This window comes from Nocardia sp. BMG111209 (assembly GCF_000381925.1).
GTDB lineage: Bacteria > Actinomycetota > Actinomycetes > Mycobacteriales > Mycobacteriaceae > Nocardia.
On record NZ_KB907309.1, the window covers coordinates 49,021 to 68,397 of the forward strand.

General features: G+C 68.1%; 1 protein-coding gene (only partly in view). It reads right to left on the reverse strand.

Features of this window, described 5'->3' with window-relative positions; translation table 11 throughout:
* Nucleotides 1-19,268: the start of a C2 family cysteine protease gene (locus G361_RS0131595; RefSeq protein ID WP_020647650.1), read on the reverse strand. Its footprint begins 22,045 nt before the window's first position; only the first 19,268 of its 41,313 coding nucleotides appear in the window; it begins with the start codon at nt 19,266-19,268; its stop codon lies off the left edge, out of view.
* Nucleotides 19,269-19,377: the final 109 nt, after the last annotated feature.

Consider the following 19,377-nt stretch of genomic DNA (forward strand, 5'->3'; position numbering starts at 1 on the left):
AGGGCAAGGGTCAGCCGCCAACGGCTGCCGGTGACGAATCGCCGGGGCACCCCGGTCCGGTCCGGTAGTACCAGCCGATCGGCGGGAACCGTCCCTTCGACGGGCAGGGTGGTGACCGGTGGGAGCTGCATCAAGGTCGCCGTGGTCGGCGCTACCGGTAGCGCCCGAGACCGGGTCTGCCGCGGCGTGGTGCCGGCCGGCCCGGCCTCCGCCTCCATCCGCTCGAAGAAGCCGCCGATCTCGTTGTCGTCCCACTGCGTACCCGTCGTGGGATCGTCTTCGAGCAGACCCGGTCCCGCCGCCGGACGCAGCACATCGTCGGACAGTCCCGCAAGATCCGTGAACTCCGGATCTGTGACGCTGCCGTCGCGCACCGCACGTCCCCGCACCGCACGATCGAACGTGTCGTTGAACATGTTGCGGGCGAACAAATTCCACAGCTCCGCACTCGCGGGATCGAGTGCCGCGGCCACCGGGCGCGCCCGGGAGGGCGCGCCCATCGGCCGCGGTCCGGCCGGGATCCGTCGCACTGCCGCAGCACGTAGCGGGGTCGCCGGAAGCAGTCTTCCGTGCGACGGTGGGATCGGATTCGCGGTCGTTCTCCGGTTCGCACCGGCGTCGACCACCCGGACGGTCGGCGCGGGTGCCGAACCGGCGCCGCGCGCCGCGTCGAACGCCGCCACCGCGGCGTTCAGCACGCGGGACCGCGTGGCCTGGGGTGTCTCGCGCGTGCCCGGTGCGGTCGATGCCCGGTGACCGAGCCACAGCACGGTGGCGGCTGCGGCGCTGGGGTTCGCTCGCAGCGTCTCGACGTAATGATTCATGGCAGTGGACAATTCGTCCGACATCGAGGCCAGCCGAGTGTCACCGGGGGCGGCCCGCCACACGATCGAATCCGCGGTGTCGACATCACCGATGCCCAGCACCACGCCACCGAGCCCGTTGAACGCGTTCGGCTCGAGATTCAGCAGATGCACGGGTGGATGCGTACCGGTCCGGCCGACGTTGAGGTACACCTCCATCTCGGCGTCGTAGACGGCGCCGAGTACCGCGGTCAGATTCGCCTTCCGCATCGCCTGCTGCCGCGACGGGTAGGGGATCCCGTCCAGCCTGCCCAGCTCCGCATCGATGTAACCGCGATTGAGCGTGTTCCGCACCGCGGCCGGAATACCCTCGGCATTACGCAGTTCCGGGAAGTCGATCGCCAGGCGGCGCTGATACTCCGCGGCCAGATCGGTGAATTGCAGGCTCTCCCACCAGGTCCGGCCGTGATCACCCCACCACTTCGCGAGTTCCCCGGTGCGCGTGCGGGCATCGGTCAGGGTACGGTCGGCCGCCGGGAACTCCGGCGGCACGATCCGATCCTGCTCCGACTTCGGCTCCGGATGCGCGAACAGGTTCAGCGTGGCCGAAGGCCGAATCCTGCCCTGATGCAGCAGGTTCGCCCAGGCGTCGACATCGGTCTGCCGGGCGGCGAGACCCTGCCGTTCCATCGCGAGTTGTTGTCGCAGAACAGGTGTGGTGGCGGTCCGCTCGCGCCTGCTCAGCACCGTGTCGTGCGCGCCGATGATCCGGCGCAGGCGGACCACCTCGGCGAACTGGCGGGCATGCTCCCCGGCCCGTTCACGCTGTGGCCCGCTCACACCACCACGGCGCCGGTGCTGGTCGTAACGACGCCGCTGGAAATCCGGTGTCAGCCGCAGTCCCCGCCGGCGCAGCAGATCCAGCGCGAAATCGTTCATGTCTGCCCGGGGCGCGTAGTGACCGCTGTGGTCGGACATGATGCGCAGGACGCCGGCGTCGACGCTCAGATACCCTGCGGCCGTGACCGTCCGGCCACCGAGGAACGACGAGTGGAACCGCGTCACCGAGGTGTCGCCGGCATACACGTTGCCGAATTCGTCCATGACGAATCTGGCACCCGAGGTGGTGAACAGGGCGCCGTCCCGGGCCTGATACAACCGCCCGTCCGGCGCGACGAAGATACGGTGCTGCTCGCGCTCCGCCGGCGTCATGTAGTGCGTCGGCGGCTCGCCCCGGAATTCCAGCGCTTTCAGCTTCGCGGTGGCTCTGGCCCACTGTTGCTTCGTCAGGCCGAGTTTCAGATCCGTGAGCACCCGCACTGGCCGGTTCTCGCCGGCGTAGTGATGGCCTAGCACCGCGCCGTCGAGCAGCGGAATCGCCTGCGAGGCCAGTACTCGATCGAACGGAGCCGGAATCTGGTCGCGCGGAATCGCTCCCGGCATCGTGACCGCCGACGGCACGATCGGCCGAACCGACGAGAACAGCGAACCGTCCGCGTTCAGGCCGATCTCGTACTGCCCGGTCTCGGTGCGGCGCAGATGGATTGTGCCCCGCCGGTCGTTCTCCATGACATGGATCGACGGTCCCGACGCAGTGTCGAGCACGATATCGGCGCGGAACGCGCGGGCGGCCAGCACCAGCAGTTCACGGTGCGTGAGGTCACCGTGGCGAACCGGATGCTGCCCGAAATCGTGTGCAGGGTCCAGCAACTGGGTTCGCGCCTGTTGCAGGCGGTTGTTCGTCTCCTCCCGGAAATTCCGGTCGAACGTGTCCCGGCGCTGCCACTCCACGTCGGCATGCGCGGCCGCCCAGGCCGGATCGGTGGCGGCCCGTTCGAAGTGGTTCTGCCGCCGGATCCGTTCGGCTGCCCATTGCGCTGCCGAACGTTCGGAGAACATCGTCTCCCGATAGTGCCGGATATTGTTCTGCAGTTCCTCGGCCAGCACCTCCCGCATCTCCCGCGAGGAATCGATGTCGAATGTCCGTGCCAGCGTGGCGAACAGCGGATCCGCGGGAGTACCCATCGGTTCCCACGCCGCGGGACCGGACCGCTGGACGACCGGCGCCTGTTGCGGTCCGGCGGTGGGCCGGACCGCCGCGTGATAGTGCCCGCCGCCGTAGTCGATCCGCACCAGTACCGCGTCCGCGGCGGCGATTTCGTGCGCCGGGGTCGCCCACCGCTCGTCGATGATCGCGATCGTCTTGCCCTGCGATCCCGCGATCGCCCGAGGCAGGAGATCCGCCAGATCGTTGTTGTAGACACCGGTGGCGCGCAACTCGCCCAGTTCGCGGTCGAACGTCAGCGCGCGGTTGTAGTCGGCGACGCCGCGCGGATGATAAAGGCTGAGGAAGGCCGCCCGATTCGCCGCGATGTAGTCGAGTGCCTCGTCGCGAATCGTCAAGTGGTGCTTCGTACTTCCCGAAGCGACGGCGAACGACTCGAACATGCAGTTGCCGGTGGCCTCGACCTCGGTCAGGGTCAGTCCCGCCGCCTGCAGCGCCGCCGTCTGCGCCCGGCTCGGGGCCCACCGGTAGGTACGCAATTCGGCGAACGCGGCGTCGAGGTCGGTCGCGGTCAGGATTTGATCCAGCGCCGCGACCACCGCGCGAGCGTCGGGAGTCGGGAGCATGGTGAGCGTTTGCCGCATCGACACGAGAGCCTCGCGGCCCTGTCGCCGGGCCAGGTCCAGCGACACCGAGTGCGTGCCGTCGAACATCGCCCGCGCCGCCTGCCGGAGCTGATCCGGCGCACCGGTGAGAGCCGGATGGCCTGTTGCCGTTCGTACCCTCGGAGTCACCCGGTTCGCGGTGGCCGGGGTGACCGTGGCGGCGGCCGGATCGGCGTCGGTGGCCGGCGTCGTCCGCGCGTCCGCGAAGGGCACAGTCCCCCGGTCGGTGAGCCAGGCCACCGATTCGAATGCCCCGCGGATCGCGGGATCGATCACCGCGGCATGGTCGGCGGACAGCAGCCGCAATCCGAAAGCGTCCTCGACGTACTCACCGATCGTGCCCGAGACCTCGAAACCCGCGGTCCGGTCCGGACGATTCGGAGTCCCCGCAAGCTGCGCCAGCCGACGCGACAGGTATCGCGAATTCGGCGGCGCGACCAGGAAACGGTCGTTCATCCGGGAGTTCCGATACTGCCGATCGACCGCCCGCCGGACCTGCTCCGCGTGGGGGAGCCCGCGATCCGGCGCCGGCGCCGCGTCGAAGAGAACCGGCGCGAATACCGGAACGTCGTTCTCGTGCATGGCCATCGGCCGGATGCCTGCCAGCTGCACGCCACCGGGAGCCAGGCCGGGGTCGGTGAAAACACCACCGCGGAACAGCAATACCGCGTTGCGGCCGATCTCCGCGGCCAGCCCTGGCTTCCCCGAGTTCGTGGCGGAATCGTAGGCGGCCACCAAGTGCGGATCGCGGAGCGCCGCGACGACGTCCCGCATATCGTCGCGCACGGTGAATCTGTCCGCGAACGCCGCCATGTCCGGATCGTTCGTCAACTGGATGCGCAGCCGATCGTTGCCGGCGTCGGTCCACAGCGTGAACGTCCAATCGGTGGTACCGGCCGACCGGATCCACGCCTTGATATTGGCCAGCGCCGCGGGCGTCAGCTCATCGCCGGACACCGCGAAATTCATCTCCTGCGGCACCGTGTGCACTCGGCTCGCGTCCGCGGCGCGCAGCTTCGGCATCAGGTCCGCGGTCATCAGGTCGCGCAGCCGGCGCAGACCGTCCCGATCGGCGCCCGCGATAAGCAGGCGGGCCGGCACCACCGCGCCGGCCGCGGTCAGTTGATCGAATCGGCGGGACAGGCCGTCGATGGTGACGCTGTCGGTGGATCCGACCGGACGGGTGAGGAACTGCTGGTAGGCATTACGGACTTGATCGGCGGTGAGCTTCTTCCCCTTCACCTTCAGCTTGTCCAGCACATCGAGTAGCAACGCCCGCTGCATGGGTGTCACGGTGCGGCGCGTATTGAATTGCGCCAGTAGCTGATCAACGTGCGCGATCGTCGGCGGCGTCGAACCGCGCAGGATGCCCTCCGACCGCAGCAGATCCACGAGCCGCCGCACGGTGGTCAGCTCCTGCACCTGATCCTTACGGCCGCCGCGCACCGGGCCGGCCAGCGAGACGCGCAGATAGTCCAGCGCGCGCAACTGTGGCCCAGGATCACGGAACCGGCCGGTCAGCCGGTGCAGCCCGATCGCCTCGGCCAGCTGCTGATCGGGGGAACCGTTGGACAGGAAGTCCGCCAGACTCGTTCGGCCACGCGAGGATTCGACCGCCACCACGACGCCGTCGGACGACGTGCGCGAGGCCCTCGCACCGATCGCTGCCTCGGGACCGGCGGTCGCCGCCACGGTGACATTCGGCATGGCATCGTCGGCGGCGGTGCGCGCGTCGAAAACGCGGACCGGGACCTCGACGGGGTCGATCACCGTGGCGCGCCTGGCCTCGTCGAAGGCGGCCAGCGCATTCTGCAACGCGGTCGCTCGCGCCCGCGATGCCGGTGCGAAACGTGTTGTGCGTGAGGCAATTCCGGTCACGCCGCGATGGTCGGCCCACACCACCGCCGCGATCGGCGCACCCCGGTTCTGCTGGGTGTCCGCGACGAACCGGCCCAGCGCGGTGGTCAGTTCTCCGGACATGGCGGCCGGTGAGACGTCGTCGCCGGTCACATGCCACGAGACCGCATCCGCGGCATCGAGGTCGCCGATCGCCAGCACCACCGCGCCGCGCCCCGGGGCGGCGTCGGGATCGAATGCCAGCAGGCGCACCGGCGGCGCGGTGATGCCGGCCCGATCGGCGACGAGCGCCGCCTCCAGCTCGGCGTCGTACCGGATGCCGAGGACATTCTCCAGATTCTGTTGCCGCTGTTGCTGTTTCGGCGACAACTGATCGAGTTCGGCGAGTTTCCCGAGTTCGGTCTCGGCGTAGGTCAGGTTGAGCAGGTCGCGGATGTCGCCCGGAATACCGTTCGAGTTGCGCAGTTCCGGGAAGCCGGTGGCCAGTCGGTGCTGATGTTCCGGGGCGAGATCGGCGAAGTGCAGGTCGCTCCACCACTGCCGGCCGTGCCGCCACCACCAGGTCGCCAGTTCGTGGGTCCTGGTGCGCACCTCCGGCCTTCGCGCCGCCGGCGGGAATTCCGGTGGCACGATCCGGTCCTGTCCCGACACCGGCTCCGGATGCGCGTACAGCCCCACTTCGGTGGCGGGCCGCACCTGCCCGGCGGCGAGCAGTCGCGACCACTCGTCCAGATCGTTTCGCCAGGCCGCGATCCGGGCGCCTTCCCGGGCGAGGTACCGCAGTACCTCGAGCGACGCGGCGGAGCCCGCACGCCTGCCCAGCGCGGCGTCCTGGACATTCAGCAATCGGCGCTGCCGGGCAACCTCGGCGGCCTGCCGCGCCGGTTCCCCGGCCCGCCCACGCACCTCCCCGTTGGTGACTCGTGCTGCCGGCACATCGGCTGCGTTCTCTTCCGCCGACGGACCGGTGCGCACCAGCCGGTCGAAGGTCGTCTCCGCGACCTGGTCGAGGCCGAATATTCCGCGGGCCCCGCTACCACTGACGGTGAGCCCGTTGAATTTGTTCAGGTGTTCGAGCCCGACCGTCAGCACACCGTCCCGGTACTGGGTGATCCCGGCCATCGGCGGCAACAACGCCTCGCCCGGATGCCCGTGCCGCCGCCACGGATTGCGCAGGGCCACCGCCACCGGTTCGCCCAGGGCATTCCGCTCGATCCCGAGCACCGCGAAACTGTGACCGCCTACCAGGCCGGGGAATTCGAAGGTGTCCTCGGTGCCGGTGCCCCACTTCCGGGTGTCCAGCATCACCAGATCGCCACGGTCCAGGGCGAATTGGATCCGCTCGGCGGCCGAGTGCGTCACGATCGGGTCGGGTGTGGTGTGCTGCCACGAATCCTCGACGGTGACATGCTGCACGAGCCGGTCGATCTCCGGCTCCCAGCGAGCCAGTTCCGCTCTGCTGAAACGCTGTTGCAGGAAGTTCCGGAAGCCCTCGCTGAGCGCCGGGTTGCGCCATTTGATGATGTCCAGGAATTCCCGCATCGCCTGCGCCGGGCCGTGCTGCACCGTCAGCAGGTTCACCAGTTCGGCATCGTCGGCGTTCGCGAACGGGTTGCGTTCCCGGGCCATGTGCGCGTGCAGCGCCGCTTCCCATTCGGCCTGTAGCGATCCTATCCGCCTGGCGAATTCCTCGTCGGAGCCCGTCAATTGCCGCGTCGTGTCCAGATCGAGCCGCATCGGATGCAGGAAGTAGGCGTCGCCGACGGTCCGCGCCGGCTGCGGCCCGTAGCTGCCCGGCAGCACATCCGGCATGATCGCCGCTGCGGCGATATCCGCAGTGCCGCCTTCGATTCCGAGGTAACCTTTCTCGCCGCCGGCGAAGACCGCATACGCCTTCTCCAGCATCGCCGGCCACAGCACGCCGTTGCGGAGCGCCACATTCCGGGCGGCCCCGTCCGCGTTCAGATAGACATCCTTGGTGACCCGCTGCCACACCTCGTTGCGATCCTTGTCGAAGAACCGCACCGCCACCGAATCACCCAGATCGCGCATCATCTCCGACAACAAGCCCGGAGTGCGCGCCAACTCCAGCATGTTCGAGATCAGGTAACAGTCACCCAGATAACCTTGTGCGACATCGGAATCCCGCGGACCCGCCGGCCCCCACAACGGGGCGTCGATCTTTTGCAGCCGGGACAGCCGGATCCCGGCCGTCTGCGTCGCGAGCCGCCGCCACGCGGTACCCGGATTCTTGTCGGCGGGATCACGGATCATGATCGTGTCCGGGTCCAGGGTGCCGTCGCGATTCTCCACTCGGCGCACCGCGGCCGTCGAACCGAGCGGCAGCGTCACGGGTTCACCGTCTGAGCCGTCGAACCAGATACCCGACGTGGCCAGTAGGTATTTCGTCCGCGAGAACCAGCCGGTGGATTCCTCTTCTACGAAGGCCCGGTCGACGATCCCCTTGCTCACGAGAATCGGATTGTGGTCACCGGTCTGGTCCACGGGCACGAGCCCGACGTATTCCCGGCCGTTCTCCGTGACCGTGGGGCCCGCGACCCGCCGCCAGCCGCTGCCGATCCCGAACCGGCGGGTGTTACCGGCCTTGTCCAGCACCACCATCCGATCGGACGGCACCCGCTCCTCGATCGCGGGCGCGACGAAGGGATGCAGATCGTCGAAGGTGGCCCGTTGCGGCGCTTGCTGATTCGCGGCGGCCGCCGGCACAATCGGCGCGGCGGCCTGCTGCACCGACGCCGCGGCCTCGGCCTCCATCCGATCGAAGAAGCCGGCGATCTCGTCGTCGCCCCACTGCACACCGGTCGCGGGATCGTTCTCCAGCAGGCCCGGCCCTGCTTCCGGCTGCCGGGCGTCCTGCGACATGCCTTCGAGGTCGGCCGCTTCCGGGTCGGTGACGGTGCCGTCGCGCACCACCCCGCCCCGCACCGCACGATCGAAGGCGTCGTTGAAAGTGTTGCGCGCGAACCAGTTCCGCAGTTGCTGGGTCGCCGCATCCGCTGTGGCGGGCTGCACGGCGAGGGGTTGCGGCCCGGCCTGCTGTGGCGGCGCCGGGGCCACCAGCGCGGTCGGGTCCGATGCGACCGGAGCGGTGACGTGGGTTTCGCGCTCCAGTTCCGAGATCACCTGCGCCACGGCGTAATGCACGCCGACCGGCCTGCCGTTGCCACCGGTCACCCGTCCCGAGGCCCGATTCAGGGGCGCAAGGGTGTCGACCACCCGAATGTCGGGTGCGGTCGTCGAATGGGCCCGACGCGCTTCGCCGAAGGTCGTCAGCGCGGTCTTCAGGCGGCGGGAACGCTCGCCCCGCGAAGTCCGGGCCGCGACCCACGCCCGCAAGGCGTTACTCCGCGACGAGTCGGCATTCCGGTGGTCGACCCACACCACCGCGGCCACCTCGGTGGTGGGATCCGCGCGCTTCGCATCGACGAAATGCGCCACACCGAGGGTCAATTCGCCGGACATCGAATCCAATGCGACGCCGCCGTCGACAGCGCGCCACACCACGGAAGTCGCCGCATCGACATCCCCGATGCCCAGCACCATCGCCCCGCGGCCGTCGAACGCGGCCATATCCAGTTTCAGCAGGTGCACCGGCGCCTGCACACCCGCCCGGCCGGCATTCAGCCGGGTCTCCAGCTCGGCTTCGGACAAGGCGTACTTGACGGCCTCCAGATGCAGCACCCGCTGCTGTTCCTCGGCCGAACGCTCGATCACGCCGGACAGCCGGCGCGACTCGGTGTCGACATAGGCGCGGTTGATCGCATCACGCACTGTCGCGGGAATGCCGTCGGCGTTGCGCAGTTCCGGGAAGTCGACCGCCAGGCGGCGCTGATACTCCGAGTCGAGGTCGGTGAACTGCAGCGCGTTCCACCAGTCCCGGCCGTGCTCGCGCCACCACTGTGCCAATACACCGGTGCGGGTGACCGCGGTCGCGCGAGCGGTGGCCGGAGCCGGGAATTCCGGCGGCACAATACGATCCCGCACCGACACCGGCGCGGGATGCACATACAGCTCCAGCTCGGCCGAAGGACGCACCAGATCCTGTGCCAGCCTGGCTGCCCAGTCGTCGAGATCGGTCTGCTCGGCGACGAGAGTCTGCCGCATCATCGTGAGTTGCTGCTGGACCTCGGGTGTCGCCTCGACCCGCTCGCGCCGGTTGAGCACGAAATCCTTCACTCGCAGCGCCTCTAGCCTGCGGTCGACTTCCGCTCGCTGCCGCTGCAACTCGCCGACGCGCTCACGCTCCGGCCCGAACAGACCGGTGCCGGTCGTCAGATCGTAGTCCCGGCGCCGGAAATCGGGCGCCAGCCGCAGTCCTCGCCGGCGCAGCAGGTCCAGGCCGTAGTCGTTCATAACGTGCGTAGGCTGATAGTGACCGCTGTGGTCGGTCATGACCGTCAGCAAGCCGTCCTTCACGATGAGATACCCAGCCGAGGTGACCGTCCGGCCGGCGAGGAACGACGAGTGGAAGGTCACCATCGAGGTGCTGCCGGAATACAGGTTGCCGAACTCGTCCATGACGAATTTCGAGCCCGAGGTGTCGAACGGTGCGCCGTCCCGCGCCTGATACAACCGGCCGTCCGGGCCGATGAAGATCCGGTGTTGCTCGCGCTCCTCCGCGGTCATGTAATGAGTCGACGGTTTGCCCCGGAACAGCACGGGCTTCAGGGTCGCGGCCCGCGCGGCCCATTCCTCCTCCGTCATGCCGAGTTGCAGATCCGTGAGCACCCGGATCGGACGGGTCTCGCCGGCATAGCCGTGCCCGAGGACCGAGCCGTCGAGGAGCGGAATTCGCTGTGAGGCCAGCACGCGATCGAACGGTGGCGGAATCTGTTCGCGCGGAATCGCTCCCGGCACCGGCGCCGCAGCCGGTTCGATCGGGCGAACCGGCGCGTACAGCGAACCGTCCGCATTGATGCCGATCTCGTACTGCCCGGCAGCGGTACGGCGCAGATGGATGACTCCGCGCGAATAGGCTTCCTCGACCTCGATCGGCGGCTGCGAGGAATCTGCCAGCGCGATATTGGTGTGGAAGCCGCGGGCGGCCAGGGTCAGCAGTTCGCGCTGGGTGAGGTCATTGTCACGAACCGGATGACCCTCGAAATCGTGAGAGGGATCCTGCAGCTGCGTGATTGCCAGTTGTAGCCGGGCATCCGTGTCGTTCCAGTACTTCCGGTTGAACGAGGCCCGTATCTGCGACTCCCGGTCCCGGTTCGCGAGCTCGAAGGTCGGATCGGTGGCGGCCCTGGCGTCGTAATCCTGCCGCCGAACGCGTTCGGCCGCCCACTGCGCGTCGGAACGCTCGGACGTCATCGTCCGCCGGTAGTGGTCCAGGTTGTCCTGCAGTTCGGTGGCGAGCAGCGTCCGCATCTCCTGTGCAGATTCGATGTCCAACGCTCGTGCCAAGGTGGCGAAGATCGAATCTGCGGACCGACCGACCGGCTCCCAGGCCGTAGGCCCCGGTCGCTGGGTGACCGCGCTCGATCGCTGGGTAACCGGCGCGGGTTGCGGGGTGACCTCGGCGGTTTCGACGACCGCAGCGGCGGGTGTGGCCGGGACCGCCGCATGATAGTGACCTCCGCCGTAGTCGATGCGCACCAATACGGCATCCGCGGCGGTGAGTTCATCGATAGACGCCGGCCACCGCTCTTCGACGATCGCGATCGTCTTCCCCTGCGATCCCGCGATCGCCCGCGGCAGCAGGTCGGCCAGATCGTTGTTGTAGACACCGGCGGTACGCAACTGGTCCAGTTCGTAGTCGAAACTGCCCTCGCGATGCTGCTCCGCGACGCCCCTCGGATGATAGAGGGCGAGGAAGTCCGCGCGATTCGCCGCGATGAAATTCAGCGCCTCGTCTCGAATCGTCAAGTGGTGCTTCGTACTTCCCGAGGCGACGGCGAACGACTCGAACAGGCAGTTGCCGGTCGCCGCGACCGTGGTCAGCGTGAGTCCCGCTGCCTGCAGCGTCGCCATCTGCGCCTCGGCCGGGGCCAAGCGGTAGGTGCGCAATTCGGCCAGCGCCGCGTCCGGGTCTGCCGCGTCCACTACCTGAGCGAGTACCTGGCCGGCCGTCCGGGTCTCGGGAATCGTGGACTGGGACAACGTGTCCCGGAGTGTGGCGAGGCCGCTGCGCCCCTGTAGCCGGGCCTGGTCCAGGGTTGCGGAGAACTCGCCGTCGAACAACGACCGGGCGACGGCGCGCAGTTCATCGGACGTGCCCGTGAGGATCCGTGCATTGGTCGGCACCGCAGCCGCGTCGCTCGATTTCACCGCGGCCGCGGGGCTGGATTTCGCCGCAGCCTCGGGACTCGATTCCACCACAGCCGCGGAGCTTGATTCCGCGGCCGCGGGACTCGTCCGGACCGCGGCCGCGGAAGCCGACTCCCCCGGTGTCGTCGAGGTCGCAGCAGCCGCCATCGCGGCGGCCGGCGCCGATTCGGCGAACGGTACGTTCTGCTTATCGGTGAGCCAGGCCAGCGGTTTGAACGCGGCGAGGACCGCCGGATCCAGCACAGCGGCATAGTCTTTCGCCGCCAGTTCGGTCACCCCGAACGTTTCTTCGGCGTAGGCGCGGACAGTGCCCGCGATGTGGTCGCCGGAATCGGCCCGGCCGCCGGCGGTATCGCGATTCTTCGCGATCTCTCCGAGCAGGTAGGCCAGATATCGCGAATTCTGTGGCGCGACGACGAAACGATCGTTCATCTCGCCGCGCTGATACTGCTTGTCGACCTCGCTCCGCAATTGCTCGGCCGCAGTGCGCGCCGGATCGGTGCGCAGCCGGGTCGCGCTGTCGCGGATCAGGGGCGCGAACACGGGAACGTCGGCCTCGTGCATCGGCATCGGCTGGAGGTCGGCCAATCGCACCGCGCCGGGGGCCAGGCCGAGGTCGGCGAATACGCCGCCGCGGGACAGCAGCACAGCGTAACGGCCGATCTGCTCGGCCAACTCGGTGTTTCCCGTCTGCAGGCTCGCCTCGTAGACGGCGGCCAATTCCCGGCCGCCCGCGGCGGTGACAACTTCGTGCAGGTTGTCGTGCAGGACGAACTTGTCTGCGACGGCCGCGATTTCCGGGTCGTTCGCGAGCTGGTCGCGCAGCGCGTTGTTGGCGGTACCGGTCCACAGCGCGAACGTCCAGTCGGAATCACCCGCTGATCTGATCCACGACTTGATGTTGGCCAGCGCGACCGGGGAGAGTTCACCGCCGAAGACCGTGAAGTTCATCACCCGGGGCACATCCTGCACCGAGTTCGCGTTCCCGGCGCGCAGTTTCGGCAGCAGCTCCGCGGCCATCAGGTCGTGTAGCCGACGCAGGCTGTCCCGTTCGACACCGGCGATGAGCAACCGGGCCGGCACGACAGCGCCCTCGGCGGTCAGCCCCTCGAACCGGCGGGACAGGTAACCGATCGACAGCGTCTCGGTACCGTCATCGACCCCGATCCGGCGAACGAGGAACTGCTGATAGGCATTGCGGGCCTGCTTCACCGTGATCCGGTGGCCCGTCACCTTCAGTTTGTCCAGCACGTCGAGCAGCAACACCCGGTGCATCGGGGTCACCCCGCGGCTCACGCCCCACCGCGTCAGAAGCTCATCGACGTGTGCGACGGTCGGTGCCGTCGAACCACGCACGATACCCTCGGACCGCAGCAGATCTGCAAGCCGCCGAACGGTTTTCAGCTCCTGAACCTGCGCGCTCTCGTCGCCGCGCATCGGACCGGACAGTGCGGCGCTCAGATTCTCCAGCGCACGCAGCCGCGCCTGCATGGGCTGGAACCGGCCGGTGATCGCGCTGCTGAAACGATTGTTCAACCCGATCGCCTCGGCCAGCTGCTCGTCTCGCACCCCGTCGGCCAGGAAGTTCACCAGTCCGGGGCTCGGGTGCTGCTCGTCGGCCACGACCACCGGGTGATCACCGATCGCCTGAGCGACCATCGGCGATTCGTCGACCCGGCCCGTCTCGGACGGCTCCACCCGCGTAGCCGTCGGCATGGCATCACCGAGCGAGTCCGTCGGCTGCAACGCCGGAGTCCCGTGCGGCTGGACCGGCGCGGTTTCGGTCGGCTGCGACATCGAAGTACCGTGCGGCTGAACCGGTTCGGTTTCCGCGGCCTCGCCGGGCCGCAATACCGTGGATTCCGACGGCTGGATGATCGGCGACTGCGGCGATCGCAGCGACGTGTTGTCCACCGACTGCGCCGCCGGCGATCCGGGCTGATTCAGCGTCGTGGGCTGCATCGGGTGGAATATCGGCGCCTCCGATGGATGCCGCACGGGAAAACCCGGTGATTCCGACAGCGCAAAGTTGACGGCCACCGCCTCCGGGGAATCGGACCGATCCGACCGCCCATCCAGCGACCGGGGTGAAACAGCGGTTGCCCACGGCGAATTCGGCTGCATCGGAGCCGGATGCGTCTGATTCCCGAGATCGGCCGGCCGCTGGATCGGCGATTCTGGCGGTGACACCACCGACAGGTGCGACAGGGGCGGTGTCGTGGCAGCCGGCGGCGATACCACCGGAGATGTCGGCGACACCACCGATCCCACGGCGGGGGCGCCGGGCCGCGTCGGCACCGGCGCTTCGCGCTCCGGCACGGGCGGTTCCGACTCCGGTCCCAGCAGTTGCGACTCCCTCGGCGGCGGGTCGCGCTGAGTGTCGTCCTGCGCTGTGGGCACCACCAACGGCTGGATCGGCTGCGGGCGGACCTTACCGGAATGCTGGAGCTGCGGAACCAATTCCCGCAGTTTGTCTTCCGACTCGCGCAGCGTCTGCTCGGTGGTCTCCGTCGGCGCCGCCTTGTGCGCCTCGACCGCATTCGTGTATCGGATGATCGCGGTCTTGACGTGACTCTGGTCCGTCTTCGCGTACAGATCGTCGTCGGCCGCGAGATAGTAACGGGCACTACCCTTCTGGCCACCGCGAGCGGCGCGGTTCTCGGCCTGGATGTCGAAGTCCCGCGACTCGGCGGACCGGCTGGTCATGATGACGTGCAGACCGCCGTGCCCCTCGCTCACCTCGTCGGTGATCGGGATGTCGACACCACGGCCACCCTGCCGGTTGATGACCAGCACCTTCCCGAGCGCACCCGCCTCGTGGAAGATCTTCTGCAAGTCGTCCTCGGCGGCGGCCCCGTGCTTCGCGAACCAGGACGCGTCGACGGCGATGTGGTCGACCCCCCGCTCGTCCAGCAGCTTCGACAGCTGCATGACCTCGCTGTTGCGGTTCGCGATGATCAACTGCGGCTGCCGGGTGGCCGCCTGTTTCTCGACGACGTCGTCGGCGATCATCTTGTGCTTCTCGGTGAGGTTCTCGGCTACTCGATCCGCCTCGACGTTCAGCTGGAGTTCCTTGTTACGCGGGATCTCCACGACGTCCGGCATGTTGAAGTTCTGCTTCAGCTCCTCCGCGACGCCCTTGGCGGTACCCGACGCGCCGGTCTTTTCGTCGTAGTGCTTCTCGGAGAACATCTCCGAGGCCGACAGCTCCTTGGAGCTCTTGGAGTCCGAGCGGATCGTCAGGTTGTGCTTCGCCTCGACCGCCTGCGCCAGACCACCGTTCCAGCGGCTCTCGGTGGAGGTCTCGGGATCGAACATCACCTTGTGGGTGCTCTGATCGATGATCAGGACCCGGCCCTCGTGCACGATGTAGTGGTCGTTCTCCACGAACTCCATATCGGCCGAGGCGGCCATGTTGACCCGCCGCTCGACCTCGGGGGTCACCTCGCCGTCCCACAACTCCGCGAGTTTCGCCCGCCCGCTCTCGGTCAGCACGGCGCGGCCGCCGATCTGCCCCTCGGTCCGGCCGAAGTCGGCGGGGGTGAACTTTCCGGAGTCGAGGTTCGTCTTCAGGAAGGTGCGCGCTTCGTGCACCGCCGCGATCGTCGCCGCGTCCGCGGGCTCCGCCGGGCCGTCCGACAGGATGTAGGTCGTGTCCGCGTGAACCAGCGCCTCGTCGATCTCATCGATCGCGGCGCGGCGGCCCGGCACGATATTCCCGCGCAGGTGGCCGAATCCGGCATCGTTCTGGGTGCCGATGTAGATCGTCGATTTGCCCTCGGCCGGTTTGTCGTACGCCTTGTCCGGATTCATCCGGATGATGTCGAAACCGAGGGGCTCCAGGGTCTTCTTGTACAGATCGAAGGCTTCCCGGGCGAGGCTGTCACGGGTGGTGAACACCTGCACCACCCGCAACTTCGACGACTTCATCATCGAGTCGGCGAGGAACACCAGGGTCTTACCCTCACCCGCGGCCATATCGATCGGTCCGTGCTGCATAGCGAGTGTGGCCATGACCTGTGTCGCGCGCAGGGTTTTACCGGTCTCGCGGCGGATCACCTCGACCGCGGCCGCCATCGACTCGTGCTCATTGCCGTGCTCGAGGGCGTTCTTGACGGCCGGGTAGAACTCCTCCTGGGACAGATCCTTCCAGCCGTGCTTGGCGTGGTTGTCCAGCACCTGCTGGGCCTCGGCCATGAAATCCCGTGGCGGCGCTGTCGGTTCGGATTCGTCGTGCGGGCTCGACTCGTCGTGCCCGCCCGGAGTCGAATGCGGGGACTTCTCGTCGCTCGCGGCCTCGGTGACCCGCTTGCCGTTGTAGTCGTAATGCTCGAAGCTGTCGGCCTTTTCGACACCGCCCAGGGTGTTGTTCACCAGGTCCTTCACCCGGCCGCGGTCCGGGACGTACGCGCCGGAGTGGTCGGTGACCGACTGCAGCACACCGTGGTGGACCTCGGCGGTCGCGGCGGTGTGCACGCCCAACTTCTCGAACGCCTGGTGGGTCCGTACCCAGCCCAGATCCGGTGCCAGGTACATGTTGTCGTTCATGTCCCGGATCAGCATGTGCTGCCGGGTGCGGGTCGGCCAGCGGGTGGCCGGGGAGTCCGAGGTGTGCACCAGCTTGCCGGTGCTCGCGCTGTACAGCTTGCCGTCGTGCACGACGACCCGGAACTGCTCGGCCTCCCGTTCGTTCAGGAACAGCGGTTCCGGGAATCCCGTGCCGGGCTTGCCGTCCGGACGATTGCGCAACGGCTGCGGGCTCTCGCCCTCGTGCGCGGTCTCCTCGTGCCGCGGCGGCACGATCTCCTCGGTCTTGTCGAAATGCACCTCGCGGTTCCCGTGGTTCCGGTCGAAAGCCTGGGACAGCCAACGCAACAGCCGTCCCACCCCGGGAATGCGGAGCAGCATCTCCTTCGCCACCGAACCGGTGCTGCGGTGGATGTCGCCCGAAGCGTCGGTGCTGTGCGTCTTCTGGCTGCGCTCCGGCCCGGCACTGTCCTTCCAGGACGGCTTCCGGGGCCGGTTGACTTCCGACGGCGGCCGATGCTCCTCGCGCGACGGGTCGGCGCCGGACTTCCGATCTCCGGACCGACTCGAATGCCCGCCGGCGGGTCTGATCGGTTCCGAGGTGACCGAACGATGTTCGTCGGCCAGGGTCCGCACGGTGGTGATGCCGTGGTCGTCCAGCAGGATCGCCAGGCCCGCGAGACCGCTGGGATTCGACTTGCCGAAGCTCTGCACGGGATTGCCGTCGTGGTCGAAGACCTGCACCCGATGCTCGTCGATCCGGGCGGTCAGCCGGTGGTGCCCGGTATCACCGAGCAGCGCGGTGCCCTCGAATTCCGGTAGCTCACGGACGAATTCGGCGGGGTTGCGCTCGACCGTCGGCCGCTCGCCACCCAGCGTGACCTCGGACCACGGCCGGCCCGTGACCGGAGGCTCGGAATGACCGGAGGCGATCGAGGCGCGTTCGTCGCCGGTTCCCTTGCCGCCGGTGGTCGAATGATCGTCCTCGAGGCCGGTTCTCGTGGCCACACTCGGTCGCTGGTCATCGACGCTCGACCGCAGCGACCGGCTGCCGGTCGAGGACTCGGGTTCGTCGCGCTTCCCGAGATTCCGGGGCGCCTCCGGCGGAGGGGTCGGTTTGCCCGGCGTCCGGTCGACGGTCCGGGCCGGATCGTCGCGATCCCGCAGGCGCGAATCGTCGTTGGACCGCGATTGATTACCGCGCTGGTCGTCGGACCGCAGTTGGTTACCACGCTGGTCGTCGTTGGACCGCAGCGGATTACCACGCTCGTCGTCGGAGCGCAGCGGATTACCACGTTCGTCGTCGTTGGGGCGCAGCGGATTTCCGCGCCGGTCGGAGCGGTTCTGCGTCACCACATCGTCACCGGTCTGCTTGACCGGCACCGATTGCTCGGTATCGGTCTCGCGCCGCGTGGTGCCGGGTGTGCTCGTACTCTCGGCGCGGCGGGCGCTGACCGCCGGACTCGCCTCGGTCGAATTCGACGATGAGGCCGCACGATTCGGCCCGGACGCACCGAGCCCCGTCCGCTCCTGTTGTGCCGGCGGCGACTCCGGGGACGTGGTGGTCGACCGAGACTGGTTCGTCTGCCCGGGAACGCTGTCCTGCGAGCGGACACCATTCTGGCCGCCGAGATCGTTGCGGGACGCAGCCGGCGCCTGCGTGACGGAATCGTTGCTCGTCACCGACGCGGGCGACTGCTCGCGCACCGGCTCGTTCTGTCCCCCAACGGTTCCCGACCGGCCCCCGGTGCCGCCGAGCGCATCGGTACCGGAACGATTTCCGGTGATCGCCCCACCGTTCGTCTCGACGACCGGGTCGGTCGGCGACTGGTACTCGGATGCTCCGGAACGACTTCCGGTCTCGACCCGGCTGGAACCGCCGGTGAGCGCCGGATCGTCCACCACGGAAGCGCTGGTGCCGGAGCGATTACCGTTGGTGGCGACGACGACGCCGTTACCGCCGACACCGTTGCCACCGGTGCCGCGATTGCCGCCGAGCGTATCGCCGTTCTGGCCGCCGAGTCCGTTCGAGCCGCCGGTCCCGTTCGTGCTGTTCGATCCACCCGGGCCGGAAGACCCGCCCGACCCGCTCGCTCCGCCGACCACCGGTTTCTCCGGCGCTGTCACCGTGAGGGATTCGGGCCGCGGACTGCCCGCGCCCACGATCGGCTCGTGCTCGACCGCGATCTTCGGCATCTCGACCTGCGGCACATGCACATTCCCGGCGGTCATCCGGTATCCGCGGACACCGCCGGACATCGCACCGGCCACACCGCCGAGAATGCCGACGGTATTCAGCTGGAATTGCCCGCCGTTGAACGGCATCGCGCCGACCGAGCCACCGAGCATGCCACCGACACCGCCGCCGAGGCCGAAGACCACGTTCTCGGTGATCGCACGGGCCCGGCCGCCGAACTGGTTCTCCATCGCGTTGCCGAGGGTCCGGCTGAAGGTCTTGCTCAGCACCTTGCCGACGCCGTAGCCGAAGGCGCCGCCCAGCGCACCCGCGGTGGTGGCCATGCCGAATTCGTTCCAGTCGAACGACTTCCGATGATGTTGCGCGATCTGGATCAGCTGGATCAACGCGTCGGTGACCGCCTGGGTGACCGCGCCGATCGCCGCCGCTTTGATGATCTCCATCGCGATCCGGCGCGCGATCATCAGTGCCGCACGGGTCGCCGCGATGTCCGCGGCCTCCACCGCCGGTGCGGCCGGCCCGGCCAGGAACGCCCAGGACAGATCGATCAGCAGGATCGCCAGTCCGACGATGATCTGAATCTTGTTGGACTGGATCGCACAACCGACCTGGTCGACCGAATCCGCCATATCGTTCAGCGATTTCGCGACGGCCTGCAGCGACTGCTTGCTGGAGTCGTCGGTGATACCCTTCAGCGTCGACAGCATCGTGTCCCGGCCCGGGCCGGACACATACGCGCCCTCGATCGCCTTCTCGATCGTCACGACCTGGGACACCAGATCCGACTTCCCGCCCGAGATCGCCTTGGCCGCTTCGCGCCAGACCTCGGCGAGGGCGAACATCTTGTCCTCGTCGCCCTTCGGCCACGCCGAACCCGCCAGATAGGAGACCGGCTGTAGGGCGGGGGGTAGGTCGATACTCACGACTCACACCCGTAGACGACCGAAGTCACGGGTCCTCCAAGCAAGTCGAGCCGTACGGCAGGTCTTCAGCAGCGTCGTGACAATCAATCAAAACGATAATTCACTTCAT